Annotated in this window: 20 protein-coding genes, 6 tRNA genes and 2 rRNA genes; 22 read left to right on the forward strand and 6 right to left on the reverse strand. The window is 47.0% G+C overall.

Annotated elements, in window-relative coordinates:
- The 11 genes from AC58QT_RS32410 to AC58QT_RS32460 all read left to right on the forward strand — a co-directional run.
- Positions 1-103: ribosomal RNA gene (locus tag AC58QT_RS32410) — 23S ribosomal RNA — on the forward strand; the annotation flags it as partial.
- A 132-nt stretch (positions 104-235) separates the two neighbouring features.
- Positions 236-352, forward strand: a 5S ribosomal RNA gene (gene rrf, locus AC58QT_RS32415).
- 30 nt (positions 353-382) lie between these two features.
- Positions 383-459, forward strand: a tRNA-Met gene (locus AC58QT_RS32420).
- 7 nt (positions 460-466) lie between these two features.
- A tRNA-Lys gene (locus AC58QT_RS32425) sits at positions 467-542 on the forward strand.
- Positions 543-561: 19 nt separating this feature from the next.
- Positions 562-641, forward strand: a tRNA-Leu gene (locus AC58QT_RS32430).
- 43 nt (positions 642-684) lie between these two features.
- A tRNA-Gly gene (locus AC58QT_RS32435) sits at positions 685-759 on the forward strand.
- A gap of 10 nt (positions 760-769) precedes the next feature.
- Positions 770-846: transfer RNA gene (locus tag AC58QT_RS32440), tRNA-Arg, on the forward strand.
- A gap of 19 nt (positions 847-865) precedes the next feature.
- Positions 866-939: transfer RNA gene (locus tag AC58QT_RS32445), tRNA-Pro, on the forward strand.
- A 130-nt stretch (positions 940-1069) separates the two neighbouring features.
- Positions 1070-2269, forward strand: a complete 1200-nt coding sequence (locus AC58QT_RS32450) for an MFS transporter (RefSeq protein WP_497412593.1) — start codon at positions 1070-1072, stop codon at positions 2267-2269.
- A gap of 66 nt (positions 2270-2335) precedes the next feature.
- Complete coding sequence (locus AC58QT_RS32455; protein ID WP_497412594.1) at positions 2336-3217, forward strand: aldo/keto reductase; 882 nt, start codon at positions 2336-2338, stop codon at positions 3215-3217.
- A gap of 121 nt (positions 3218-3338) precedes the next feature.
- Positions 3339-5351 (forward strand): transglycosylase domain-containing protein, encoded by a 2013-nt coding sequence (locus AC58QT_RS32460; RefSeq protein WP_497412595.1) that lies wholly within the window; start codon positions 3339-3341, stop codon positions 5349-5351.
- A 55-nt stretch (positions 5352-5406) separates the two neighbouring features.
- On the opposite strand, the gene AC58QT_RS32465 is transcribed toward AC58QT_RS32460, so the two are convergent.
- The 3 genes from AC58QT_RS32465 to AC58QT_RS32475 all read right to left on the reverse strand — a co-directional run bounded on the left by AC58QT_RS32465 (position 5407) and on the right by AC58QT_RS32475 (position 7684).
- Positions 5407-6279, reverse strand: coding sequence for a hypothetical protein (locus AC58QT_RS32465; protein WP_497412596.1), 873 nt, complete (start codon positions 6277-6279; stop codon positions 5407-5409).
- Positions 6280-6364: 85 nt separating this feature from the next.
- Complete coding sequence (hprK, locus tag AC58QT_RS32470) at positions 6365-7279, reverse strand: HPr(Ser) kinase/phosphatase (RefSeq protein ID WP_310502564.1); 915 nt, start codon at positions 7277-7279, stop codon at positions 6365-6367.
- Between the two features lie 234 nt (positions 7280-7513).
- Positions 7514-7684 (reverse strand): hypothetical protein, encoded by a 171-nt coding sequence (locus AC58QT_RS32475; RefSeq protein ID WP_157264501.1) that lies wholly within the window; start codon positions 7682-7684, stop codon positions 7514-7516.
- Positions 7685-7870: 186 nt separating this feature from the next.
- Here AC58QT_RS32475 and AC58QT_RS32480 point away from each other — a divergent pair, with 186 nt between their 5' ends.
- Positions 7871-8392, forward strand: a complete 522-nt coding sequence (locus AC58QT_RS32480; RefSeq protein ID WP_497412597.1) for a GNAT family N-acetyltransferase — start codon at positions 7871-7873, stop codon at positions 8390-8392.
- 115 nt (positions 8393-8507) lie between these two features.
- On the opposite strand, the gene AC58QT_RS32485 is transcribed toward AC58QT_RS32480, so the two are convergent.
- Genes AC58QT_RS32485 through AC58QT_RS32495 form a run of 3 tightly spaced genes read right to left on the reverse strand, consistent with a single transcriptional unit; the run spans position 8508 to position 11963 of the window.
- A complete protein-coding gene (locus AC58QT_RS32485) occupies positions 8508-9890 on the reverse strand; it encodes a DUF4129 domain-containing protein (RefSeq protein ID WP_497412598.1) in 1383 nt (460 codons plus the stop codon).
- Positions 9871-11004, reverse strand: coding sequence for a DUF58 domain-containing protein (locus tag AC58QT_RS32490; protein ID WP_497412599.1), 1134 nt, complete (start codon positions 11002-11004; stop codon positions 9871-9873). Before AC58QT_RS32490 ends, AC58QT_RS32485 begins: the two co-directional genes overlap by 20 nt.
- 2 nt (positions 11005-11006) lie before the next feature.
- Positions 11007-11963, reverse strand: a complete 957-nt coding sequence (locus AC58QT_RS32495) for an AAA family ATPase (RefSeq protein ID WP_497289130.1) — start codon at positions 11961-11963, stop codon at positions 11007-11009.
- 319 nt (positions 11964-12282) lie between these two features.
- Between AC58QT_RS32495 and AC58QT_RS32500 the strand changes: the two genes are divergently transcribed.
- The 10 genes from AC58QT_RS32500 (at position 12283) to AC58QT_RS32545 (ending at position 24468) form a co-directional block, all read left to right on the forward strand.
- The gene (locus tag AC58QT_RS32500; protein WP_497412600.1) at positions 12283-13941 is read left to right on the forward strand and encodes a response regulator; all 1659 of its coding nucleotides are present in this window, start codon (positions 12283-12285) and stop codon (positions 13939-13941) included.
- A gap of 79 nt (positions 13942-14020) precedes the next feature.
- Entirely contained in the window at positions 14021-15763 is a 1743-nt protein-coding gene (locus AC58QT_RS32505; RefSeq protein WP_497412640.1) for a sensor histidine kinase family protein, read from the forward strand.
- A gap of 2 nt (positions 15764-15765) precedes the next feature.
- Positions 15766-16728, forward strand: a complete 963-nt coding sequence (locus tag AC58QT_RS32510) for a substrate-binding domain-containing protein (protein ID WP_497412641.1) — start codon at positions 15766-15768, stop codon at positions 16726-16728.
- Between the two features lie 129 nt (positions 16729-16857).
- Complete coding sequence (locus AC58QT_RS32515) at positions 16858-17934, forward strand: galactose ABC transporter substrate-binding protein (RefSeq protein WP_497412601.1); 1077 nt, start codon at positions 16858-16860, stop codon at positions 17932-17934.
- Between the two features lie 151 nt (positions 17935-18085).
- Positions 18086-19600 (forward strand): sugar ABC transporter ATP-binding protein, encoded by a 1515-nt coding sequence (locus tag AC58QT_RS32520; RefSeq protein ID WP_497412602.1) that lies wholly within the window; start codon positions 18086-18088, stop codon positions 19598-19600.
- Between the two features lie 18 nt (positions 19601-19618).
- Positions 19619-20650: a galactose/methyl galactoside ABC transporter permease MglC gene (gene mglC, locus AC58QT_RS32525; protein ID WP_497289135.1), complete on the forward strand. Its 1032-nt coding sequence runs from the start codon at positions 19619-19621 to the stop codon at positions 20648-20650.
- A gap of 82 nt (positions 20651-20732) precedes the next feature.
- The gene (locus AC58QT_RS32530) at positions 20733-22478 is read left to right on the forward strand and encodes a methyl-accepting chemotaxis protein (RefSeq protein ID WP_497412603.1); all 1746 of its coding nucleotides are present in this window, start codon (positions 20733-20735) and stop codon (positions 22476-22478) included.
- Between the two features lie 254 nt (positions 22479-22732).
- Positions 22733-23095 carry a type II toxin-antitoxin system RelE/ParE family toxin gene (locus AC58QT_RS32535; protein ID WP_497412604.1) on the forward strand — a complete coding sequence of 121 codons (363 nt, stop codon included), beginning with the start codon at positions 22733-22735 and terminating at the stop codon, positions 23093-23095.
- A gap of 40 nt (positions 23096-23135) precedes the next feature.
- Positions 23136-23435 (forward strand): helix-turn-helix domain-containing protein, encoded by a 300-nt coding sequence (locus AC58QT_RS32540; RefSeq protein WP_497412605.1) that lies wholly within the window; start codon positions 23136-23138, stop codon positions 23433-23435.
- A 181-nt stretch (positions 23436-23616) separates the two neighbouring features.
- Entirely contained in the window at positions 23617-24468 is an 852-nt protein-coding gene (locus AC58QT_RS32545) for a DUF1444 family protein (protein WP_497412606.1), read from the forward strand.
- Positions 24469-24893: the final 425 nt, after the last annotated feature.

A 24893-nucleotide genomic window follows, 5' to 3' on the forward strand; every position in this document is an offset into this window, starting at 1 on the left:
CAGTATGTAAGACCCCTTGTAGACGACGAGGTTGATAGGTTCGAGGTGGAAGTGCGGCAACGTATGCAGCTGACGAATACTAATCGGTCGAGGGCTTAACCTAATCCCAACAAAAGTGAAGATAAGCTTTGTAGCGAATTCCGAATACTTGATTGGGGCCCAGAAAATCCTAAGAATATCTAACTTTACGCAAGTTTCGTATCTAGTTTTCAAGGCGCAAAAAACGCTTTGACTGTTTGGTGATGATGGCGGAAGGGATCCACGCGTTCCCATATCGAACACGACCGTTAAGCCTTCCAGCGTCGATGGTACTTGAACCGCAGGGTTCTGGGAGAGTAGAACGTTGCCAAGCAGTTTCCCCTTGTGGGAGCTTTAATGATGACGCGGGGTGGAGCAGCCCGGTAGCTCGTCGGGCTCATAACCCGAAGGCCGCAGGTTCAAATCCTGCCCCCGCAACCAATTATTTGAGTCATTAGCTCAGTTGGTAGAGCACCTGACTTTTAATCAGGGTGTCGTAGGTTCGAATCCTACATGACTCACCATTTGCCTTATTTACAGCATGCGCGTATGGCGGAATTGGCAGACGCACTAGACTTAGGATCTAGCGGGTGACCGTGGGGGTTCAAGTCCCTCTACGCGCATCAAACATCCCCAAGTCGTAGCTTACGGCTTGGGGATCCCTATGCGGAAGTGGCTCAGCGGTAGAGCATCGCCTTGCCAAGGCGAGGGTCGCGGGTTCGATCCCCGTCTTCCGCTCCATTTTTATTAAGCGCCCTTAGCTCAGCTGGATAGAGTATTTGACTACGAATCAAAAGGTCGGGAGTTCGAATCTCTCAGGGCGCGCCATTTTTTATCACTATTGTATCGGGACGTAGCTCAGCTTGGTAGAGCACCTGCTTTGGGAGCAGGGGGTCGCATGTTCAAATCGTGTCGTCCCGATCAAGAAAGAAAGCATAGACTGTCAGCATCATGCTGATGAGGTCTATGCTTTTTTTGTGCATACGCAACTGCTAATAACTGGGATTCGAGGGTAGGTTGGTGTATAGTAGACAAGGAGGAGGGCTACGACATGGAATTACGATGGAGGAAAAATCTATTTATTTTATGGATTGGAGCATTCTTTTGCGCGATGGCGTACACACTCTCGATCCCATTTATACCTATCTTTTTGCAAGAGGACTTGGGTATACATAGCGGGTTGGAGGCATGGTCGGGGATCACGTTCTCTGTGAGCTTTCTGGCGAGTGCGTTAATCGCACCGTATTGGGGCTCTCTAGCAGACAAATACGGCAGGAAACCGATGCTGCTTCGTTCAGGGTTAAGCTTAAGCGCAGTCTACTTTCTTAATTATTTTGTGAATGATCCCTATATGTTTATTGTTGTCCGTGTTCTACAGGGACTTATGGCGGGCTATATTCCCGCATCGATGGCATTAGTTAGCACGAATACCCCAGAGAAGCACGTAGGGTATGCATTAAGTGTCATGTCCACAGCGACAGCAGCGGGGAGTATCCTAGGACCCTTGTTTGGCGGGATGCTCAGCCATTGGGTAGGTACGAGAGAATGCTTCCTAGCGTCCGGCTTCGTCGTCCTGATCTCGGCTGTAATAGCCGTAGTTGGCGTGAAGGAAGTGCATCACAAGAAAGCGGGAGCGCGGCCAAGTGTGCTTCAGGATATTAAGCAAGCGACCGCAAATAAGCGTTTGTTATCTATTTTTGGATTAACGGTACTGGTAGCTACCTCGGTGATGATTTTAGAACCGTTATTAACGATTTATGTGGTTCAAATCGGTGGAAGTGCCAAGGGAGCCTCATTAAGCTCGGGGATTATTTTTTCCGCTGCAGGAGTGGCGACAGTCATCATGGGGTCCAGATGGGGCATTATCGGGCAACGCATTGGCTACGACAAAACGCTGCTCATTGGCTTAATCGGTGGCGGTATCGGGAATCTGTTGCAGTTAACGGTATATAATCTCGTTGCGTTCGGTGTGCTTCGTTTTAGTTATGGATTGTTTTTTGCTGCTGTATATCCGGCACTCAGTGCCCTTATTGTGAAATATTCTGACGCAGACTTCCGAGGTCGAGCCATGAGTTTAAATCAATCTTCAAATCAATTGGGTATGATGATCGGCCCTTTAATTGGCGGATTCCTGGGTGGCTTAGTGGGCATTCATTTTGTATTTTTACTGACGGGGTGCGCGTTGCTAGCAGCAGCTGGCTTACTGCAGGTTAATCTTCGAAAGCAGATGAAAGAGATATCGCCAGACTGAGGTTTCAAAGAGCAGAGATTTGTAAATAAAGAGAATACATACTCGATGATAGAAGGAGCTAATCTAATGATGTTGAAGCGAACATTAGGCCGATTGAATAAAGAAACCTCTGTAGTGATGTTTGGCGCAGCTAGTCTAGGTCAGGTCACTCAGCAAGAGGCTGACGCCTCAATCGCTTACGCACTGGACCATGGTGTCGATCATTTCGATACAGCGGCGAGCTATGGAGACGCAGAAATACGGATGGGCCCGACGATTAGCCGGGTGCGTGATGACATTTTTTTAGCTACCAAAACAGGGCAAAGAACGAAGAAAGAAGCGAAAGAAGAGATATATCGCTCCTTGGAGAGAATGAAGGTGTCATCGGTAGATCTGCTGCAGCTGCATGCCGTGGGATCAATGGAGGAACTGGACAAATGCACAGCCAAGGGCGGCGCGCTGGAAGCAGCTTTGGAGGCGCAAAGCGAAGGCATTGTGAAGGAGATTGGGATTACAGGACATGGACATGAGGCGCCTGCTGTTCATTTGGAAGCGCTAAGGAGGTTCCCTTTTGCCACCATACTGTTCCCACTGAACTACTACATGTATGGCATACCGGAATATCGTGAGGCCGTTGATGCCCTTATGGAGGAAGCGAACAACCAGCAGACGGCGATTCGAGTAATTAAAGCGATTGCGAAGGCGCCTTGGGTTGAAGGAGCGGAGCGTCCTTATGCGACGTGGTACGAGCCATTTGATCAGCAGGAGATTATCGATGCTTGTGTGCATTTCGTGCTGTCGTTCCCAAGCGTATGTGGCTTTGCGAGTGCGGGGGATGTGCATTTATTTCCCAAAATCGTAGATGCGGTGGAGCGCTATGGTACGATGAGCAAAGAGGAAATGGAACGCGTTCTGAGCGGGATTAGCGGGTATGCGAGTGTTTTTGGAGCGCCAACGTCAATCGCTTAATGTGAGAAGTCTTCAGCCCAGGGATTCTGGGTTGAAGGCTTTTTTGTGTCTGCCTACACGCATAGGACACTTATTGGAAGTGTCATACGAATAGCTATGGGGTATGTTAGGAGGCATGACAATGTTTAAATTAAAGGCAGTACCTCGACGCATTTGGCAATGGGGTGTTGGTATAGTCCTACTCGTGAGTGTGGGCATGGTGTTAATGAGCTTTTTATATATAAAAAGACTTGATGTGTCGCTGCTGAATCAGCCGCTTCCCGAGGCTTCCATCGTGCTCGATAAAAATGGTCAAATCGCTTCACAGCTATCCGCGTCAAAGATTGATGCTGTGCCATTTAAAGAGATCCCACAGGTACTTATTGATGCGATTGTCGCGGTGGAGGATCGACGGTTCTATGAGCATAAGGGAGTCGACATGAAGTCGATTGTCCGTGCTGTTGCTCGGGATGTGCTCAAAGGGAGCTATTCGGAGGGGGCCAGTACCATTACGCAGCAGTTGGCACGTAATCTTTTTCTTACTGCGGATAAAACGGTAGGTCGGAAATTGCGGGAAGCGGCTTACGCGATCCAAATCGAGAGTAGCTACAGTAAAGATGACATTCTGGAAATGTATCTGAATAAGATATATTTCGGCGAAGGCAGTTGGGGTGTGCAGGGAGCGGCGAAGACTTATTTTAATAAAAATGTGACTGACCTCACCTTGCCAGAGGCAGCGGTGTTAGCGGCATTGCCTAAGGCACCAAGCCATTACTCCCCTTTTCAGAACGAAGAACAGGCGTTGGAGAGAAGGAATACGGTCCTTAAGCTGATGCAGAAGGAAGGTAAAATCTCTCAAGAGGAATACGAGAAAGCAGCAGCTGCAGCACTGGGTGCCGTGAAGACGGTCAACACGAATGAGGGCAAAGGGCGATATCGGGCTTATGTTGATGCCGTTATCGAGGAGGCTGTGACCCTGTATGGATTTACGGAAGAACAATTGCTAACAGGCGGATTGCGGATTAAGACAGAGTTAGATCCTGCTGTGCAGAAAGCGGTAACCGATGTCGTTAACAACGACAGTCTGTTCCCTGCGAGTAAGCCAGATCAGCTTATTCAGACCGGCGCTGCCATAGTGGATCAGCAAACCGGAGGTGTTAGAGCCTTAGCCGGTGGACGGGGTGAGGGGGTCTTTCGAGGGTTCAGCCGTGCAACCCAATTAAAAAGACAGCCAGGCTCCGCTTTTAAGCCTGTGGCGGTATATGGCCCGGCTTTAGAAAGCGGGTATAAACCTTCGTCCATGTTGTTTGATGGACCCCTGAATATTGAAGGCTATCAGCCGCAAGATTGGGATCACCAATCCAGGGGGCAAGTCTCGATGCAAGAGGCTATCACATCATCCTGGAATATTCCTGCGGTGTGGCTTCTGCATGAGATCGGGATTGATAATGGTTTAAAATTCGCGAAGTCTCTGGGGATAACTTTACCCGCACAAGATCGGCAATTAGGTATTGCGCTTGGCGGCCTATCCGAGGGGGTATCACCGTTACAAATGGCGCAGGCTTTTAGTGCTTTTGCCGCGAAGGGAGTTCTGACTCCTGCCCATCTGATTACCCGTATAGAGACAAGTGATGGACACCTTCTAGTTCAATCGAAAGCAAAAGGAATATCGGTGATGCGCGCTGATACGGCCACGACCATGACGGCGATGCTGCAGACGGCAGTTGCACAAGGGACAGGGAAGAATGCAGCCATGAATCGCCCCGTAGCAGGGAAATCAGGGACAACGCAGCTGCCCGGTACGAAGGAGTTTGAGGGAATCGGCAGCGGAAGTGCCAAAGATGCGTGGTTCGTTGGCTACACGCCGGAGTTGACGGCAGCAGTATGGGTTGGTTATGACCGAACAGATGCGCAGCATTATTTAACAACCTCAGGCGGTGCAGTGCCTGCTGTATTATTTCGTGAGATGCTCAGTCGTGCGCTAGCTCAAACACCAGTTATTCCTTTTGACATTCCGATGAGCGTGACGGAGAAGCCTCAGAAGGAAGGCTCGACTACAGAGCCTCACTCCGCAGAGCCCCCAGGGAAGCCTGATAAGGGGCCGCACAAGCAAGAGGAGCAAGGACATGGACATGGGAAAGAGAAACGGAGATAAATAAGAAAGCCCTCGAAATCCGGTTAAGGAGGACGAGGGCTTTTCTCTGTTCTAGTTAGTCATTTTTATTGTTGTTACCGGGCTTTTTGTCATTGTTTTTGTCTTTTTGAGGTTTCTTATCATCATTCTTATCATCTTTTTTGTCATCTTCTTTGTGATCTTCTTTGTCATCGGCATGTACGTTCAAATGAACATTCAATTTACCGGCTTCTAAATTGTATTGTTTGGCGAGCTGCTGGCTCACTATTTCCCGCGCACCTGGTGCGGATAAGTCCACAGAACCCAGAAGTTTGGAGATCCAAGCTTGAGCTTGCGATCCTGTAAGATGAATTCTGCCGGCATGTGGAGATTGGATGCTTAGATCATATTGAGAACCTTTAGTTTGTTTCAAATGAAAATTGAAATGCTGTCCATCTACACGTATGTCCACATCCTTCAGGTTCGACCGATTGGTTGGTGGCGAAGCTTCTGGCTTATTCCCTACTTTCGTAGGGGAGGAAGTTGGCTCCGCGGATGAGCTAGGAGCTGCCGAAGAACTAGGAACAGCTACAGGTACAGGCGACTCGCTAGGAACGGGCGATGCAGACGCTGTTGCTGCAGAAGAAATTGCAGTCGCTGAGGTTCCTTTCACATAGGCGGCCTGTTTTTTGTTATTGAGAATGACTTCGATTTCATCCCCCGTGTGTAAATCGCGTAACTGTGCTTTCTCGTCATTCAGGTAAACCCAGACGGACGTTGCTAAAGGAACGGTCTGATCGCCAGTATCCGTATGTAAAGTAATCGTATCCTCCGTTAGGGTTGTCAGCTTACCCAAGATGGTTGTTGATGTCGCCGAGCTGGATGACGTTGCAGCGTAAGCGGTCCAACCGCAGATCGTTAATGCAGCTATGATAATAGCTATCATTGTTATTCGCATTTTTGAGAACATAAAAACACCTCCGCTAACAGCTTTCGGGCTGAAGGGAGGTTTTGGGACGGTACATATCTAATTCACAAGCTGAAGGAAGAACCGATTAGTCGGTGTCGGATTGCAATCGCTGCATGAATTCTTCAACTGCACTGTAGCCCTGCTGGCGCAAATACCAACTGTTGGCAGCAGCTTCAATAAGTCCAGCAACATCACGTCCAGGTTGTAACTGGATCTCAATATGCGGAATTTGAATGTCCATATAATCGGTGAACGTGGGTTCTAGCTCAAGATCATTGTTCAGCGCATGTTCCTGCCACTTCGTAAGCTCGATATCGAGTACGATGCGTGTTTCGTCTTGAAAAGCCTTGCGGCCATACAGCCGTGAGACATTGATGAGTCCGACACTGCGCAGCGCGAGGAACTCCTTGGTTTTGCCATTATGCGTACCGAGCAGTGTTTCCGGGCTAATCTTCTTGAGCACCACGATATCATCGGCAACGAGACGATGCCCTCTGCGGATCAGTGTGTGGGCTGTTTCGCTTTTGCCAACACCGGATTTCCCGCGAAGCAGGATGCCGATGCCCGAAACATTGACACAAACCCCGTGGACGGCAATTTCCTGAGCAAGTGATTTGCTCAAAAATAAATCCACCAAGTCTTGAAATTTACTCGTTGGTGAGCTGGTACGCAGAAGAGGGATGCGTTCTTCTTCACAGTATTTGGTTAAGTATTTCAAGCCTTCTTGGTTTCGTGTTACGACAAAACAAGGCGGGTGATATTTGACAATATTACCGATGTGCAAATTGCGTTCATTTTCGCTGAGCTTATGCAGGTAGGTAATTTCTTTGCGACCAAGGAGCTGTACATGTGCTTGTGGAAAATATTCAAAATAGCCAACGAATTCCAGACCGGGACGATGTGCCTTTGTTTTCGTAATAGGACGGTGGAGTTCCGAATGGCCAGCGAGAACTTCGAGCGAAAAACGTTTAACTAAATCATTCACAGTGACGGACTTCAAACGGGAGATCCTCCTTCAAGATGAGCGGTAGTAAGGTAAATCTAACAGGATAGATAAACACTACATGAGATTTGAACTGTCTTTACTACATTCTCTTTAACCTAGTCACAATCCTTTATTGAAAGCGTTTGAAAGCTTTAAAACAAGGGGGAAACAAATAACGCCCTGCACCTTGAAGGTGTAGAGCGTTTAGGAGTCTCTTTATTTAAACCACCTCTCTGTATGTAAAAGCAGCTATCTGTGAAAGCCGCATTTTTTGGCAAGTGTTGGCCATGTCGAGAGAAACATGCTTTCCCACCTGTCTTCAGGTAATACGAGGATCCATCTGGCGATTTGATCCAAGCCCATTTCATTAAGCGTGTGAAGCACTTCTTCTTTTTCAGAACCGGTTTTTAATGCTAACATCTCAAAACCACCTCAATCGAATGTATTCAAACAATTATGTATATGCGAAGTTTTGAAAATATGTGACGGTTATTTTCAAAATGCTCATTTGGAAGAAGGGATAAGCCTGTTTCTTTGTACCATTTTGGAGATAAACGTGTATGATTTAGGGTAGGCTTGTCTAAAGAATGGGAGGCGAATGCGGGTATGGTGCACATTAGAAAGGAGCATAAATCCGATCATGAGCAAGTATTTCAGTTGAACTATGAAGCATTCGGGAATAGAGAAGATGAATCCAAATTGATTGAAAGAATTCGTGCGTCCGAGGGATTTATACCGGATCTGTCGCTTGTTGCAGATGAGCAGGGACTGATTGTTGGTCACGTGCTCTTGAGCAAAGCGAAGGTTGTTGATGGCGACAACAGACAGGAAGTCATTGTGTTAGCGCCTATTGCAGTACGACCAAGTCATCAAAAACAGGGCATCGGAGCTAGCCTTATCCAAGCTGGATTACAGCGTTGTGTAGAGCTGGGGTATGGATATGTTTTCTTAATCGGACATCCTTCGTATTATCCTAAGTTCGGTTTTAAGCCTGCAAGAGCATATGGCTTCGAGCTAACGCAGTTCCAAGTACCGGATGAGGTGTTTATGGTATATCTATTAAAACAAGCGGCTACTGGCCACCCGATCAAGGGGGAGTTGTTGTATCCCGAGTATTTCTTAAGCTAGGTAGTGACATATAAAACACAAAAGGTATCCGCGTGGGAGACACGAAGGATACCTTTTGTCGGTCGGAGTGGTACATGGCATGTAACGTGGTGGTATGCTACTCACATTCACATCATCATTTCAGCTGATTCCGTATGTTCGGATCCAGTGTTTGGAGCACTTGAGCCAGCTCTTCGTCTGAAATCGCTTGTCGTCCGTAACGCACCCGATTATAAACACTGGTGAGTGCCTGGACAGAAGCCTCTGCAAGCGGTGTTTGATGCGTGAGCTCCAAGCCTGTTTCGTTAGGGGTTAACGCGCGTTTGAAGGTATAACCGCTCTTGCTCGCCTGCCCAATCAGCACACGATACAGATAGCGGACACGCTCCTGGTTATTCGGCAGTTGCGACCAAGACGGATCGCGTTGTGAATTTGGCCACAACGAAGAGCTAGCTTTGCGCCACCATAGTTGAGGAAGCTCTTTCCAGTCGAGAAGGGCTTCTTTCTCGTCCGTATATCCATCGGATGTATCTCCTTGTTCACTCCGCAGCGACTGCTTCCAAAAGCGCCTCAGGAAAGAAAGAAGGGCTGGGGCAAGCTTCTTTAGGAGCAGATAGAGGCATAACAACACAAGTGCAATGACGAGTACATAGCCGATCACTTGCGCAATAACCTGCATGAGAATGTCGAACCATCCTGGCTCATCCGGTGTTTCTGGTGGAAACGCCATTGGAGGGGGCGCAGAAGGGCTCGCCACGGGCACATCAGGTGGTGTGTCTGAGGATATAAGCCCTATGAGCCAAGCAACCATACCAAGTAGGAGGTTCGTTAATCCTTGTTTGATTTGCTGAAAATAACCGACGGCGGCGATCACCGCAATAAAGCCGATGAGCCAAATGCGACTCGAGCGTTTCACAGTTTGCGACAGTGACGAGGCGGCATCGCGATCATTGCCTGCTAAGGTGGCAGTAAGGAGCTGCGCGCGATTCGTTATAAAGAAGTAGAGAATCAGCGTGCCGAATCCGAGTCCATTTAAGGCCAACTGATAAGGCTGAATCATTTCCACTCGTGTCATGATGGGAACGCCAATGAAGTACATCACACCTGAGATGACGAAAATGCCAGGTGTATACTGCGAACTCCATCCATCTTTGGTGTACCGTATGCCTCGATAGACGAGAAGGGCTCCTATGGCCGCACCTAGCGCAATATGCACAAGAGATAATTGAAAGATATAGGATAGTCCAAAACCTACAGCTACACAGACGAGGAGTTCGTACCCTTTTCGAGACAGCCATGTTAACTGACCGAAATAGGCGCCGATTACATAGCATAGCAGTACTTGGACACAAGTAATAACAAACGCGCTATCTAAGGCATAAACTTGAGCCAATATAACTAGAGGGGCAAAGATAATAAGCTCGACAAAGCCGAATAGGAGAGCAATGCCGTATGTACATAAGATGGCGTATAGATGATTAGGGCGAGAGTGCGTTTGATCAAGCAAGGGCTTGAGCATCGGATGGAGTCGCCTCCTTCTCGTCGAGTTCAAGTAGGTTGTGATCTAAAGGAACAATGAATACGGAATGTCCTAAGGCTTCCAGTCGCTCGATGCTTCGTGCGATCCCCTCAGACACGTAGGCCGTCACTAGAATGATATCCAAAGCCTCGCCAACAACCTCAATGCCATAATCGAGAAAATCTTCACAAGAGCGGGCACATGAAATAGCCAGCTTGGCCATGGTTTGATAAAGATGCTCCAGCTGCGACCAGCCGCCATCGGGCTCACAATAGACGGGAACACCAGGCTCATTCAGCAGCCAACCGTTGTAACCAAAGCCAACAGGAACCCCTCGGCTGATGGCATGTTCAGCTAATGTTGCTGCATAAGAAAGGCCTTTCTCCACTAGCTCAGGATCGGTAACGGCATCCCACATCGTTGGTGTGACTTGGCTGTTAACAACGATAAGTAATCGGGGATCTGCCGTGAACTCCCGATTGTACACTTGAAGCCGCCCACTTCGAGCGGTGGCTTTCCAGTGGATACTGTTCATCGTATCCCCATAGCGGTATTCCCTTACACCGGACACGAGAAACGGATCCGGCATGATCCAGCGTTGAACCGTCACGTCACCCTGCCACCGACTGGAGAGGAGTGGTATATCATCACGATTAACCAAACGTGGGTATACCAGCAGCTCGACACGCATGGAATGGGTGGTCGAAGCTGCTTGCACACCGACGAAATCACCGATCGTCGCCGCAACGGTTTCCAGCTTGTACCAACCACGTTTTGCTGCGTGTACGCCATGGCGCCGGACGATGCGTGTGTACGGCATAAGGCTGAACAAGCTGCGGTGATTCTGAAAAAGGGAGCCGCTGCTCACTTCCAGATTATTCATCCGGGTGAAATGAAGCCCCGCATGAATGGTGGATTCCAAGCGCAGCCAGGGAATGGGTGCGAGCTTACGATTCACGATGGTCTCGATCATTTGAATTTCATCGCCGACATGGCAATGGGTTTGGTTGAAGGTTCGTTCGATACGAAGTCCGCGAAACCCCCAGCGGGCAAAAAACTGAAACTGGAGGAAGAAGAGAGCGGCAGCGATAATCACAATCCAGCTTATACTCATCGTTACCCCAGCTTCACTTCCGTAGGAACGGGGGTAGCGGCAATAATGCGAGTCAGCAGCGCAAGCACTTGCTGATCCTGCTGGCGCGAGCGCGTGCGCAGCATAATGCGGTGCGCCCAGACGGGCGCGAGCAGCGCCTTGACGTCGTCCGGCAGCACATAATCGCGGCCGCGCAGCGCCGCGTAGACCTGCGCCGCCTTCATCAAGGCGCGCACGCCGCGCGGGCTGACGCCGAGCGCGGCATCGGCATGCGTGCGCGTCGCTTCCGCGAGCTGCACGATGTAGTGCAGCAGCTCGTCGCTGACGCGCACCTGCGTGAACAGGAGCTGCGCTTCGAGCAGCTCCGCGCGGCTCACGACCGGCAGCAGCTGATCTAGCGGATCTTGCTGCTGGTAGCGCTGCAAGATCACGACCTGCTCGGCTGCCGTCGGATAGCCGAGGGACAGCTTCATCAGGAAGCGGTCGAGCTGCGCTTCCGGCAAGGGAAACGTCCCCTGATTCTCGACAGGGTTCTGCGTGGCAATGACGAGGAACGGCGCTTCGAGCTTGCGCGTTTCCCCGTCGATGCTGACCTGGCGCTCCTCCATGCTCTCCAGCAAGCTGGACTGTGTACGCGGCGTCGCGCGGTTAATCTCATCGGCGAGCACGATGTGTGCGAAGAGAGGGCCTGGGCGGAATTCGAATTCGCCAAGCTTCTGGTTGAAGAAATTGATGCCGCTTACATCGGAAGGCAGCAAGTCAGGCGTGAACTGGATACGCTTCATGGAGCCGTCCAGGGAGCGGGCAAGTGCTTTGGCTAGCTGGGTTTTACCAGTGCCGGGGACATCTTCGAGCAGCACATGGCCCGATGCAATCAGCGCGATGACCATGAGCTCGATGGTGTCATCTTTGCCTATAATAACGTGACCAACGTTTTCTTTGATGAGGGAAGCGATGCGTGAGATAGGTGCGATATTCAAATGATTAACCTCCTAAATGATGAATGATACGAATGATTGCTGTGGTTGATAGCTGAAGTGTAAGAATTGACATATACGTGACCTAATTTTACCACTCAACAGGTGATTTTTACCAACTATTCATTTGCGACTGTTAGAAGAGAAAAGAGGCGCGAGGCGTACCCCTTATTTATTCCTTGAAGAAACGGTGGGTTATTTGTATTTCTCACGCACATCTCGATTTCTATTTGTATATTGGGTAGCCAGTGAGTACAATGATGGTGATCATTAGAAACGTGAAAGTGGATACTTCTAATATGGGAAGTCCTAGGAGGTCAGCATGTACAAGCTGCTGTTAGTGGATGACGAAGAGGATGTACGCGAAGGCGTCGTCCGTGAAATAAATTGGGAAGCCATTGGCTTTGAAGTTGTCGACAAGGCGGAGAACGGGAAAGAAGCGCTGGAGATGGTCGAGCGTTTGCAACCTGATGTGGTTGTGACGGACATTCAAATGCCTTTTATGAATGGCTTACAGCTAGCAGAAGCAATTAGAGAGCGCTTTCCGACGATTAAGCTCATCATCCTGACAGGGCATGATGAATTTGAGTACGCGCAGCGGGCGATTAAGCTGCATATTGATGAATATGTCCTGAAACCCTTTTCTGCACAGGAGTTGGTGAATGCTCTTTTGAAGGTAAAAGGACACATCCAGGAAGAGGTTGCGCATCGGAAGGATGTGCAGCTGCTGAAGGAGCATTACCGTAAGAGTATGCCCGTGCTGAAGGAGAATTTCTTAGCGACATTAATGAATCGTAAACTTCCGCGAGACGAAGTGATCGAGAAAGCAGCGAATTACGGGATAGCCCTAAGCGGCAATAGCTATGTGGTGGCTGTGTTGAGCATCGATGGGGTCTTTATTTCTGAAGAGGATTCGGAGAACCGGGAAGAACTGTCGAAGTCGTTGTCGTTGAAATACTCCGAAGATCAGGCACTGAAGTATTTCGCACTCTTAAATATTTCGGAAGAGATTGCGAGCAAGCGCGGGCTTGGCCTCGTTTTCATGCATGATGATCAAGTTGTCTTGTTAGCAGCAAGAGAGAATCACGATCAGGAAGCGGCGCTGCAAGAAACAATGCGAGTGTTGGAAGAAATTCGACAGAGTGTGGAAAAATATTTGAAATTCACCCTGACCGTCGGAGTCGGAAGTGTGATGAAGGATGTAACGAAAATCAGCTATTCGTATGAAGATGCTGTGCTTTCCCTTGACTACAGACTGATTCTGGGCAGTAACCGTATGATTTACATTGATGATGTGGAGAAGCGCAGCGTTGATAAGATTCGATTCGATGATGTGAAGGAACATGCGTTGACCCGTTGCATTAAGGTAGGCACGACGCAAGAGATTCGGGAGACGATTGATGAGCTGTTTCAAGGCATAGAGGCCGGTGTGTCAGTAAAGGATTATCAAATTTATCTGCTTGAAATTCTTACTTGCATTCTCAAAGCAGCCAAAGACTCCAACCTGAATGTGGACGAGGTGTTTGGCGAAAGCTTCATTCCTTTTACGGAGATTAATAAGTTCACTTCTTTGGAAGAAGCGAAGCATTGGTTGACCGAGCTGTGCGCCAGCATGATGACTCATATTGCAACGGATCGTCAGTATACCTATAAAAACTTGGTGGAGATGGCGAAGGATTATACGAAAAGCCATTATCATGAAGGGGATATTACGATTAATAAGGTGTGCGGACATCTGCATATTAGCGCGGGCTATTTCAGTTCGATTTTCAAAAAAGAAACGAAAATGACCTTCGTGAACTACTTGAACCACATACGGATGGAAGCAGCAAAAGAGCTCTTGCGCTCTACGGACATGAAAGCGTTGGAAATCGCTGAGAAGGTGGGCTATGCCGATGCTAATTATTTCAGCTTCTCATTCCGCAAAAATGTTGGCGTTTCCCCGAAGGAGTATCGCAATAACAGCACCAAAGGGCTGTAGAAACTAGAAAGGGGAGAGTTGGTTGAAACGCAGAGTGAGTACGCTGCTGAAAGCTTTATATAACGTTTTGAACGACACGATGCGGGTAAAAAGTATTCAATTTACAATTACAATGTCATTCATCCTTATTACTGTAACGGTTATGCTTGTTGTTTCATTGGTCCTTTATAATAAATTTGCCAAAACGGCCGAAGAAGGAGCCTTTCTGAGTACGGCACAGGTGATTGAGCAAGTGCAATTCAACTTGGAGCAGTACATCAAGGGGATGTCGGATACATTTGAGGTCGTGGATGCCAAAATTGCAAGGAGCCGCGGCATCCCGTCGGACAAGCTGCTCGAACAGCTGGACACTATAGCCAGTACGCGTGAGGATATTGTGTCTATTCATTTATTTACAGCGGATGGCGGATTAGTCACGGGTGTGCCGATGACAGAAATGCGCAAAAATACACGGCTGCTCGAGCAACCGTGGTTTCGGTCTGCCCTCGATAATCCCAACCATCTTACTTTCTCTTTACCGCATATCCAGAACCTATTCAAAGATCCCTACAAGTGGGTGGTTTCCATGAGTAAGGGGGTCACGATTGAACAGAATGGGAAACTGGTGAATGCGGTTATTTTGGTTGATATCAATTTCAAGACACTGGATGATGTGTTCCGTACGGTATCGCTTGGGAAGAAAGGTTACGTCTATATCATTGACGATTCTGCGGGAAGCATCGTGTACCATCCGCAGCAACAGCTTATTTATATTGGTTTAAAGTATGAAAATGTGGAGCAGGCACTCAAATTCTCCTATGGCCAATACATGGACGAACGAGAGGGAGAGTCGCGGCTAAACGTCGTGCGGACGGTCAATAACATCGGATGGAAGATTATTGGGGTATCCTACATGGATGAAATGGTGACAACACGCAAGGAAATCTCAACCTTCATGATCTGGCTGTTAGTGATCGTATTGCTGTTTATTCTACTGATTTCTGCCTTCATGTCGGCAAGGATTTCGCAGCCTATCAAGCGATTGAAGAAGTCGATGGAGATGGTGGAGAAAGGACATTTCGACACCTATATTCATGTGCGCGGAGCCGATGAGGTTGAACAGCTGTCAAGGCGATTTAATCTGATGGTTTCTAGAGTCCGCGAGTTGATGAATCAGAGTATCGAGGAACAGGAAATCAAACGTAAGAACGAGCTGGAGGTACTCCAGTCGCAGATTAATCCCCATTTTTTATACAATACACTCAATTCGGTTGTTCGTATGGTTGGTAATGGGAAGAAGGAAGAGGTTGTGACAACGATTACGTCGCTCTCGAAATTTTTCCGGATATCGCTGAGCAAAGGTAAAAATATTATTACGATTGGGGAAGAAATCGAGCATATTCGCAACTATTTGATCATTCAAAAAATGCGCTATAAAGACAAATTTGAATATGAAATTCGTGTCTCGGAAGAGCTGCTTCCTTACAAAACACTGAAGCTGATTTTGCAGCCTTTTGTGGAAAATGCGCTTTATCACGGGATCGAGTACATGGTGGACGAAGGGTTCATTGAAATTCGTGTGACGATGGAAAAAGGGAAGATTCTTTTCGAGATTCGAGATAACGGGGTTGGTATGTCAGAGGAAACCCTAAAGAGTATTCTGTCTGGGCAAGTAAAAAGCGAGAAGGGTTCCGGCGTCGGATTGCGCAATGTGCATGAACGTATTCAGCTTTATTTTGGCATGGACTATGGCGTCCACGTGAGCAGTGAGCTTGAAGAGGGAACGGTCGTTCTGATTACCATTCCTGCTTTATTAGATGACGAAGGGGGAAGTGAAGGGTGAAAATGAAACCGTTTATGATTGCAGTCCTCATCGCTATGCTCTCGGTGTCCTCCTGCACCGAAAGTGTCGAAACCCTCCCGACGGAGCAAAAGAAACACTTGGAGGTCGTTCTCCGAAGTCAGGAGGGCGACTACTGGAAGACTGTAAAGCTGGGTGCAGAGGTCGCGGCGAAAGAATTTGATGTTGCCTTGGATTTCCGTGCACCTGGTGATGAAGCCGATGTGAAAGGACAAATTGCCCTGATGGAGCAATCCATTTCCAGTGGTCCAGATGCGATTGTGTTGGCGGCGAATGATTATAAAGAGCTGTCTGCTGTTGTTGATGAAGCGAATAAAGCGCATATTCCTGTTATTACGATCGATTCTGAGGTTGAGAGCAAAAATGTACAAAGTTTCATTGGTGCAAATAATTATGAAGCGGGTCAATTAGCGGGGAAACAGCTGATCAAACTGATCGGCAGGAGTGGGCAAATCGCGATCGTCAGCTTTCAGCAAGGGGAACGAAATACCGAGCTGCGAGAGAAAGGCTTATTGGACGAGCTAGCGAAGTACCCGGATGTACAGGTGATCGATAAGGTCTACAGTTTGACTGATCGTGAGCTTGCCGCTCAACTGACCCACACGGTGATTGATAAACATCCGCAGTTAGACGGGATTGTCGCCATGAGTGAAATTTCGTCAGGCGGGGTTGCCAGCGCGGTTCAGAGTAGGAATTTGCAGGAGAAGGTGAAAATCATTACTTTTGATAGCACCTCCGAAGAACTCGAGCTTTTACAGGAGGGCGTTATTCAGGCGACGATTATACAAAATCCGTTTAGCATCGGGTATTTAGGCGTGAAAAGTGCTGTAGAAGCTGTCCGAGGTAAGAGTGTTCCCAAACGCGTAGATACAGGGATTAAGGCGATTGATATAAGCAATATGTTCTGGTCAGACAATCAAAAATTACTATTCCCATTCATTAAGTGATAGAAAAGTGATAGAAAAGTGATGAGAATTTCGATAGAAGACATGAGGATATTGCATTTGTTTATGTTCTTTAAACCATTATATTAAGGAATGTAAACAAACAACATACCTTTGAGGGAGGGTCTTATCTTGAAAAAATTACTTACACTTGCCGTAGCAGGCGCGCTAGTTGCAACCGTAGCAGGTTGTGGAAATAAAACAGAAACTCCAGCAACATCAACAGCTCCAGCAGCTTCCACAGGTGCGGCAGCAACTACAGCTCCAGCGGCTGGTAAAAAACCAACAATCGGTGTTGCCATCTATAAATTTGACGATACATTCATGTCTGGTGTTCGTGCAGCGATCTCTGATGCAGCAAAAGATAAAGCAACTGTTGATATCGTAGACAGCCAAAACTCCCAACCTACACAAAACGATAAAGTTGACCTTTTCATCACGAAAAAAGTAAATGCGCTTGCAATCAACGCAGTTGATCGTACGGCTGCAGGTGTTATCATCGATAAAGCCAAAACAGCGAACATTCCAGTTGTCTTCTTGAACCGTGAACCACTTGATACGGACATGAAGAAATGGGATAAAGTTTACTACGTAGGTGCTAAAGCTGAGCAATCCGGAACGATGGAAGGCCAACTATTGGTTGACTACTTCAAAGCTCACCCAGAAGCTGACAAAAACAAAGACGGAAAAATTCAATACGTGATGCTTAAAGGCGAGCCAGGACACCAAGATGCTGAGCTTCGTACGAAGTTCTCCATCCAAGCGATTACAGATGCTGGTTTGGGTGTAGAAAAAGTAGCAGAAGATACAGCGATGTGGGACCGCGTTAAAGGTCAAGAGAAAATGGCAGCATTCCTAGCTTCCAGCGAAAGCAAAATCGAAGCTGTTCTTGCGAACAACGATGATATGGCTCTAGGCGCTATCGAAGCTTTGAAAGCAAAAGGCTATTTCAAAGACAATAAATTCCTTCCAGTTGTGGGTGTAGATGCAACAGCTCCAGCTCTACAAGCACTTAGCGATGGAACGCTACTAGGAACAGTTCTCAACGATGCGAAAAACCAAGGTGCTGCAACTACAAGCGTAGCAACAGCTCTTGCTAATGGTTTAGTACCAAGCAAAGAAACAACTGGCTATGATATCACGGACGGTAAATACGTTTGGATTTCCTACAAAAAAATCACAAAAGCGAACATGAACGAAGCGAAGTAATTGTGAGAACGGGCAAGAGAGGCGATATGTGATGAACAGTCGCGCTTTTGCCTTCCTTTTTTGGAAACCCGTGCAAAGATATAAAGAGAAATAAGCTTCGAATAAAGGCTTCACTTTGTGGGGATTATCGTGAGCTGTAGGGGGAGTTACCATGACTGTACATGACTATTTATTGGAAATGAATCAAATCTCCAAAGAGTTCCCCGGCGTTAAAGCGCTGGATAATGTCACCCTCAAAGTTCGTCCAGGAAGCGTACATGCGCTGATGGGAGAGAACGGTGCGGGGAAATCGACGCTCATGAAATGCTTGTTCGGCATTTATAAGCCCGATGGCGGAGAAATTAAGCTTCATGGAGAAGTAGCTTCGATCACGAACTCCAACGATGCATTAGCGAATGGCATTTCCATGATTCACCAAGAGCTTCACCCCGTTCCACATCGCAATGTGATGGAGAACATTTGGTTAGGCAGATTTCCGCTAAAAGGTATCGGACCTTTGAAACTAGTGGACCACAAAAAAATGCGTACAGACACAGAGAGTTTGTTCAAACAACTCCAAATGGACATTAAGCCGGATACACTTGTTGGTACCCTATCGGTATCTAAAGTGCAATCCATTGAAATTGCTAAGGCTGTTTCTTTCAATTCGAAAGTCATTGTTATGGATGAGCCGACTTCCTCCCTTACGGGTAACGAAGTTGAGCAGTTGTTTCGTATCATTCGCGATCTGAAAAGCCGCGGTGTTTCGATCATCTATATTTCACATAAAATGGAAGAGATTTTGGAGATTTCCGACGAAGTAACGATTATGCGCGATGGTACCAAAATTGGCACATGGGCATCTTCCGAGCTTACGACAGACATGATCATCTCCAAGATGGTTGGACGTGATTTGAAAGAACGTTTCCCTGAGCGCAATAATGTGCCAGAAGGCGTATTGATGAAGGTTGAGGACTTGACTTCGGTCGTTCCTAAATCATTCAAGAATGTATCTTTTGAGTTAAAAAAGGGTGAGATTCTCGGTGTTGGCGGCCTTGTTGGGGCACAACGGACCGAATTAATAGAATCCCTATTTGGGATGAGAGGTATTGCTTCAGGAAGCATCTCTATTCACGGGAAACCTGTAAAGCTAAAATCGCCGATGGATGCGATTAAGCAGAAGATTGCTTTGCTAACGGAAGAACGCCGTGTAACAGGTATTTTCCCAGTGCTATCGATTCTTGAGAATACCGTTATTGCGAATTTGGATCGGTACATGAAGTTCGGTTTTATCCAAGAAGCAAAGCAAAGAAAAGAAGTAAAAGAAAGTATCGAGAAGCTTCGTGTAAAAACGCCTCACATGTATCAACTGATTAAAAACTTATCTGGTGGTAACCAACAAAAGGTATTGCTAGCCAGATGGCTGCTGACAGATCCTGAGATCCTTTTACTTGATGAACCGACACGGGGAATTGACGTAGGAGCGAAATTTGAGATTTACTCCATCATTGCTGACCTTGCGAAGCAGGGGAAAAGTATTATCATGATCTCTTCTGAAATGCCCGAGCTTCTTGGGATGTCAGACCGAATTATGGTTATGTGTGAGGGACGTCTTACGGGCATTGTAGAAGGAAATAAAGCAACAGAAGAAGAGATTATGCGCCTTGCTGCACAGCATATGGCATAATGGAGGGGGCCTAGAACCATGACTACAAAAACAGAAACATTGAAATCCAGAGACCTTAGCGGGTTCATTACCAAATATGCTATCTACATCGTACTAGTTGTTCTAGTGATTGGGATCGCGATTTATGATCCGAGATTTTTATCCGTAAGTATCTTACGTGATATCTTATTACAATCATCCACACGTGTTATTATCGCGTTGGGGGCTGCGTTCATCCTGATCACGGGCGGAACCGATTTATCAGCAGGTCGGATTGTTGGTTTATCGGCGGTTATCTCCGCATCGATGCTTCAAACAGAAGAGTACGGTAGAAGATTTTTCCCAGACTTACCGCAATTGCCTATGTTTATTCCGATTGTAATTGCAATTGTTGCGGGTTTATTAATTGGGTTAATTAATGGAATTGTCGTTGCTAAGTTCCGAGTCCCGCCATTCATTGCGACACTAGGAACGATGGTAGCCGTGTACGGTGCCAATTCGTTGTACTTCGATATGAAGCCCAATCAATCACAACCCATCGGTGGTCTTCGCCCTGATTTCAGTAGTCTAGGAACGGGAGCTATAGGATCAAGCTCAACTTACTCGATTCCTTATATCGTTATTTTCGCAATTGTTGTCTCGGTTATTGTATGGATCGTATTTAATAAAACAAAGCTTGGTAAATATATGTACGCGATTGGTGGTAACATTCACGCCGCTGTCGTTTCGGGTATTAACGTTAATCGTTACTTGATCTACATTTATGCAATTGCAGGTGCACTTTACGGACTGGCAGGGGTATTGGAAGCAGCCAGAACAGGTGGAGCAACGAATAACTACGGAAACATGTACGAGCTTGATGCGATCGCAGCTTGCGTCGTCGGTGGTGTATCGACTTCAGGTGGTATCGGAACGGTTCCTGGTGTTCTTGCCGGGGTATTGATTTTCAGCGTAATCAACTACGGTTTGACGTTCATCGGGATTAGCCCATACTGGCAGTTGATTATCAAAGGTGTGATCATCGTTGCCGCGGTAGCGTTTGATATGCGGAAATATATGAATTCGAAGTAAGTTAGGCAGGCTGTCGACATGATCGGCGGCCTTTTTTACCGGATCTAATGTAAGCGTTTACCGAGAGGGGCGAAGATTAACTATGAACACCAATCAATTCACATCTGATAACACATCTGACAGGAAAAAACGGGACTCTTTTATGTCTCTGCAAACGAAACTTGTAGGTGCTTTTGTTCTTGTTTCATTACTCGTTGGGATTACGAGCGGACTGTCTTATATGTATATTAATAAAATAGATAATTCGTATACAGAGCTGCTCGACAAGAATGTGAGGCTGCTACAAGATGTTGCAGAAATCAAAGTAAAAACACAGATGCAAACCAGCTTATTGTTTGGTTATGTGCTGGATCCGACGAAAGACAGGCAAAAGCTCTTAACGGACATGAATGGAACGCTTTCCTCAATTATCACGAAAATGAAAGATGCGGAGGGGAATGAGGAGGAGCAATCTGCCATTGGAGCGATGCTGGAGGCGAATCAAACTTTCGCTAGGCTGGTTCAGAAGGTCGTCGCTTACGGAGAAAAAGGTGACACAGCCTTAGCTAAAGCGGAAGCTATGCAGTGGGCGATCCCAACGACGGAAACCTTGACACAAGCAGCAGCTAAAATAGAAGAGCTAGAGGCAGGTATACAGGCAGAAGCTTCTTTGCGAAATCATGAGACCGTCTCGGCGACGATAAAGACGTTGATTTGGGTGAGTGGAGCGGCGTTAGTATTTGCGCTGGTGGTAGGGCTTTGGGTTTCGCGTTCGATTGTGGTGCCCGTACGCGGCATGGTAAGAGCGGCAGAGCGAATCGCAAATTGCGATTTAACGGTCGGTGACATTGTGGTGAAAAGCCGCGACGAGCTGCGGGATTTGGCGACTGCGTTTAATCAAATGAAGGACAATCTGCAGGGCTTGATTCGCCAGGTGGGCAGTAGCAGCGAGCAGGTTGCTGCGGCTTCGGAAGAGCTAAGCGCAAATGCCAATCAGGTTAGTGAGTTATCGGAGCGAATCATAGGAACGATTCAGAGCATCTCGCAAGGAACGAGCGCGCAGGTAGGCAGTGTGCAACAAAGTGTGGCTATCATGGAGGAAATGTCAGCAGCTGTCATGCAGATTGCTAGTGTGACGCAAACCGCGAATAAGCAGTCTTTGTTGGCCCAGCAGGAGGCTGGGGAAGGTACTGCAGCAATTGAAACGGCGATGGTGCAAATGAGAGCTATTTTTGAAAAGATGAGGGAGCTCGCTGTGGCGGTAGAACGTTTGAGCAGCCGATCCGAGAAAATCGTGGGCGCGAACGCGATGATCGCAGGCATTGCGCGCCAGACCAACATGCTGGCGCTCAATGCTTCGATTGAGGCGGCACGCGCAGGAGCCGCTGGCAAAGGGTTTGCCGTGGTTGCGGAAGAAGTCCGCAAGCTGTCTATGCAGACCGGCACAGCGGCGGAAGAAGTGGCTCTGCTCGTGACGAGTATCCAAGAGGAAACGAGAGATGTCATGAGCTCCACCGAAGCGGGAAGCCGCGAAGTGGAGGCGGGGCTTGAGCTCGTCGGCGAAGCGGGAGCGACGTTCCGCCGCATTCGCTCGGCGATGGACGAGGTCGCTCGGCAGATCGAAGAAGTGGCGGGCTGCTCGGAGGCAATCTCCGAGAAGACGCTCGTCGCCGCCAATGTAATTCGCGCCATCGACGAAGTAGCGGGACAGACTGCAGCGGGGACGAAGAACGTCTCCGCCAACATCGAAGGGCAGTATGCAAGCATGGAGGAGATCGTCTCCTCCGCGACGGTGCTAAGCAGCATGGCTGCTGAGTTGCAAGGGTTGATTGGGCGCTTCCGGGTGTGAAATAACTACCCACATATTTACATTTGTAGTATAGTAAAAGTATTAAATCGGTGGTGAAGCACACCCCTGACTGGCAAGCGTAGTTTATACGCCTGCTGGTCAGGGGTTTTTGCATTCCATCGACGAAACAAGGAGGAAGTTTTAATAATTTGCTAGATCATTTCAATTCTATGCCGAATATGATATATTTAATATCATATTCGGCATAATTTATTGCGTATAAGCCAATTGCAATAAAGGAGCCAAACTAACAAATGTACGAAGTAGAAATTTATGAAGATGAAAATGGAGATTCAGAGTTGAAAGATTGGCTCCGTGAACTCAAACGTCGGAAAGATCACGGAATAAAGGAAGCTAGAATCGTACTTAATCAGATACACTATTGCATTGAACGGATAAAATGGGAGGGAACATATGTCCCAGGACAAATTGTTAAGCACATTGTTAATGACATTTGGGAACTGCGTCCAGATACATATAGGGTCATGTTTTTCCATGCAAGGGAGGGGAGGTTTATTTTGTTAAATCATTTCCGCAAAGAAACTCAGAAAACCCCGCCAAAACAAATAAGAAAAGCTATACAGTTAAGGGATGACTGGAATAGGCGTAATCATTGAATTATTCAAAAAACATGATGGTATAGTTGGAGGAATTTTGGTGAAATTCGAAGATTTTATGGATGAGATTGGTGAAAATACAATTGAAACGGAAACTACACGACAAATCGCAAGGATGGTTTCTGACATTGTAAAGCGCCGGAAAATACTTGGGTTAACTCAAACCGAAGTTGCCAAAATGGCTGGTCTTTCTCAAGCGCAGATTGCACGATTAGAAAACAGTTCGCAAATTCCGAGAGTTGACACTTTGATTAAAGTGGCCATAGCCCTAGGCATGAACATGCAATTGAATGAGACCGATGAGCATGCAGTTTCTGGAAATCAGTGGGCACATGCTTAGCTGCAGGTGTTGATTAGATAGTTTTGGGCTCGATAAAATACTATCCATATTTTTACATTCATAGTATTATTGTAATAATAAATCGGTGGTGAAGCACACCCCTGACTGGCAAGCGTAGTGTATACGCCTGCTGGTCAGGGGTTTTTGCATTCCATCGACCAAACAAGGAGGAAGTAGAAAGATGAGACAAGCATTGTTGTATAAAACACCTGAAGAGTTCGCATGCATGATAATGAGGCATTTAGAAGAGAGTTTAGGCATGCTAATCCAGCGAAAGGAACCAGAAAATGATCCTCTTTTGTTAAGTATAATGAAGGAAGAAAAGGAGGAGTTGGTAGTCAGTCTTCATCGTGTATTCCAAACTTATCACAATTCAGGAGACATCAATGCAGCAATTACTTATTTGAATGGCATTCTAAGTGCTGTGGAGTATTGCCAAAATCAAGATGAAGTCCTGAAGCTGGATGCTTCGTATATTTATCCTGTACTTCGTGGTGCTCAATTTGTAGAAGAAGCGGGGAAAGGATTACATATGGTCGTGGACGAGATTATACCAGGCATGTGTGTTCTTTTCCTTGAGATTAAGACAGAGCATAACAAAATTGTGACTAGGAGTATGTTAGAGGCAAATCCAATGTTAACAGAAGAGAAGGTCAAGCGAATCGGATACCGCAATTTAAGAGCTGAGGGTTGGACAAAGCCGAGGTTAGAGCTGTTAAGCCCAGCTAGGAAAACCTGTACAGTTGATGTGTTTGTAGATAATCTCTTTCCCTTCGAGTGTCAATTTCTAAATTCAGGTTGGATAAAGGAACACATGCCGGAGAGTTTTCTCATCGCCTTTACGAACCGTAAGCAGACACTTGTCATGCGTTCAACAGAGGCAATCGATTCCGAGGCTGTTGCCATTAGGCTGGCAAAGAAAGCAAAGTTTACGGATGTTGTTCGCAGAAGCTATTTGGTAGCGCCACATCCAGTATCCGACAATATCTATTGGGTACAGAAGGGGACATTTCATTTACTAAACATAGCGTAGCTGGTGGCCACACTTAACTTGGATTGTTGTTCCTGTTGTTTATTGTGAAGAGGTTGTGGTTATTGACAAGTTCGATGACTCAATGGCAGCAATGCGTCGATATAGTGAATTGCACAAGCAAGATCCACAACGTGAGTACTGCTTTTTTCATACTTCTCGGTCGACTCTAGTAGCCCGTGAAAGATACGTTGGGATACGAGGGCCTAGATGAAGTATCATGTAGAGTTTGGGATACGAACACAATGCAAGTTTTCGCTTTTAATCATATAAAAGATTAAGATTAATTACATAAACCTATGGGGCTGTCCTCAAGTAGTCATATCTACTTCGAGGGACAGCCCCTTTGTCATTCCTAACGAGAATAAGCTGGCCAAGAGACATCTTTCCTTACACTTTGAATAACAGAAAGCAGATATGTCCTATAA

It is taken from the genome of Paenibacillus sp. J31R109, from assembly GCF_059692055.1.

What these genes read in the sequence shown, in the direction of transcription:
- AC58QT_RS32450 (WP_497412593.1), top strand. Translation starts at nt 1,070, where the DNA reads ATGGAATTACGATGGAGGAAAAATCTATTTATTTTATGGATTGGAGCA.
- AC58QT_RS32455 (WP_497412594.1), top strand. Translation starts at nt 2,336, where the DNA reads ATGATGTTGAAGCGAACATTAGGCCGATTGAATAAAGAAACCTCTGTA.
- AC58QT_RS32460 (WP_497412595.1), top strand. Translation starts at nt 3,339, where the DNA reads ATGTTTAAATTAAAGGCAGTACCTCGACGCATTTGGCAATGGGGTGTT.
- AC58QT_RS32465 (WP_497412596.1), bottom strand. Translation starts at nt 6,279, where the DNA reads ATGTTCTCAAAAATGCGAATAACAATGATAGCTATTATCATAGCTGCA.
- AC58QT_RS32475 (WP_157264501.1), bottom strand. Translation starts at nt 7,684, where the DNA reads ATGTTAGCATTAAAAACCGGTTCTGAAAAAGAAGAAGTGCTTCACACG.
- AC58QT_RS32480 (WP_497412597.1), top strand. Translation starts at nt 7,871, where the DNA reads ATGGTGCACATTAGAAAGGAGCATAAATCCGATCATGAGCAAGTATTT.
- AC58QT_RS32485 (WP_497412598.1), bottom strand. Translation starts at nt 9,890, where the DNA reads ATGCTCAAGCCCTTGCTTGATCAAACGCACTCTCGCCCTAATCATCTA.
- AC58QT_RS32490 (WP_497412599.1), bottom strand. Translation starts at nt 11,004, where the DNA reads ATGAGTATAAGCTGGATTGTGATTATCGCTGCCGCTCTCTTCTTCCTC.
- AC58QT_RS32500 (WP_497412600.1), top strand. Translation starts at nt 12,283, where the DNA reads ATGTACAAGCTGCTGTTAGTGGATGACGAAGAGGATGTACGCGAAGGC.
- AC58QT_RS32505 (WP_497412640.1), top strand. Translation starts at nt 14,021, where the DNA reads ATGCGGGTAAAAAGTATTCAATTTACAATTACAATGTCATTCATCCTT.
- AC58QT_RS32510 (WP_497412641.1), top strand. Translation starts at nt 15,766, where the DNA reads ATGAAACCGTTTATGATTGCAGTCCTCATCGCTATGCTCTCGGTGTCC.
- AC58QT_RS32520 (WP_497412602.1), top strand. Translation starts at nt 18,086, where the DNA reads ATGACTGTACATGACTATTTATTGGAAATGAATCAAATCTCCAAAGAG.
- mglC (WP_497289135.1), top strand. Translation starts at nt 19,619, where the DNA reads ATGACTACAAAAACAGAAACATTGAAATCCAGAGACCTTAGCGGGTTC.
- AC58QT_RS32530 (WP_497412603.1), top strand. Translation starts at nt 20,733, where the DNA reads ATGAACACCAATCAATTCACATCTGATAACACATCTGACAGGAAAAAA.
- AC58QT_RS32535 (WP_497412604.1), top strand. Translation starts at nt 22,733, where the DNA reads ATGTACGAAGTAGAAATTTATGAAGATGAAAATGGAGATTCAGAGTTG.
- AC58QT_RS32545 (WP_497412606.1), top strand. Translation starts at nt 23,617, where the DNA reads ATGAGACAAGCATTGTTGTATAAAACACCTGAAGAGTTCGCATGCATG.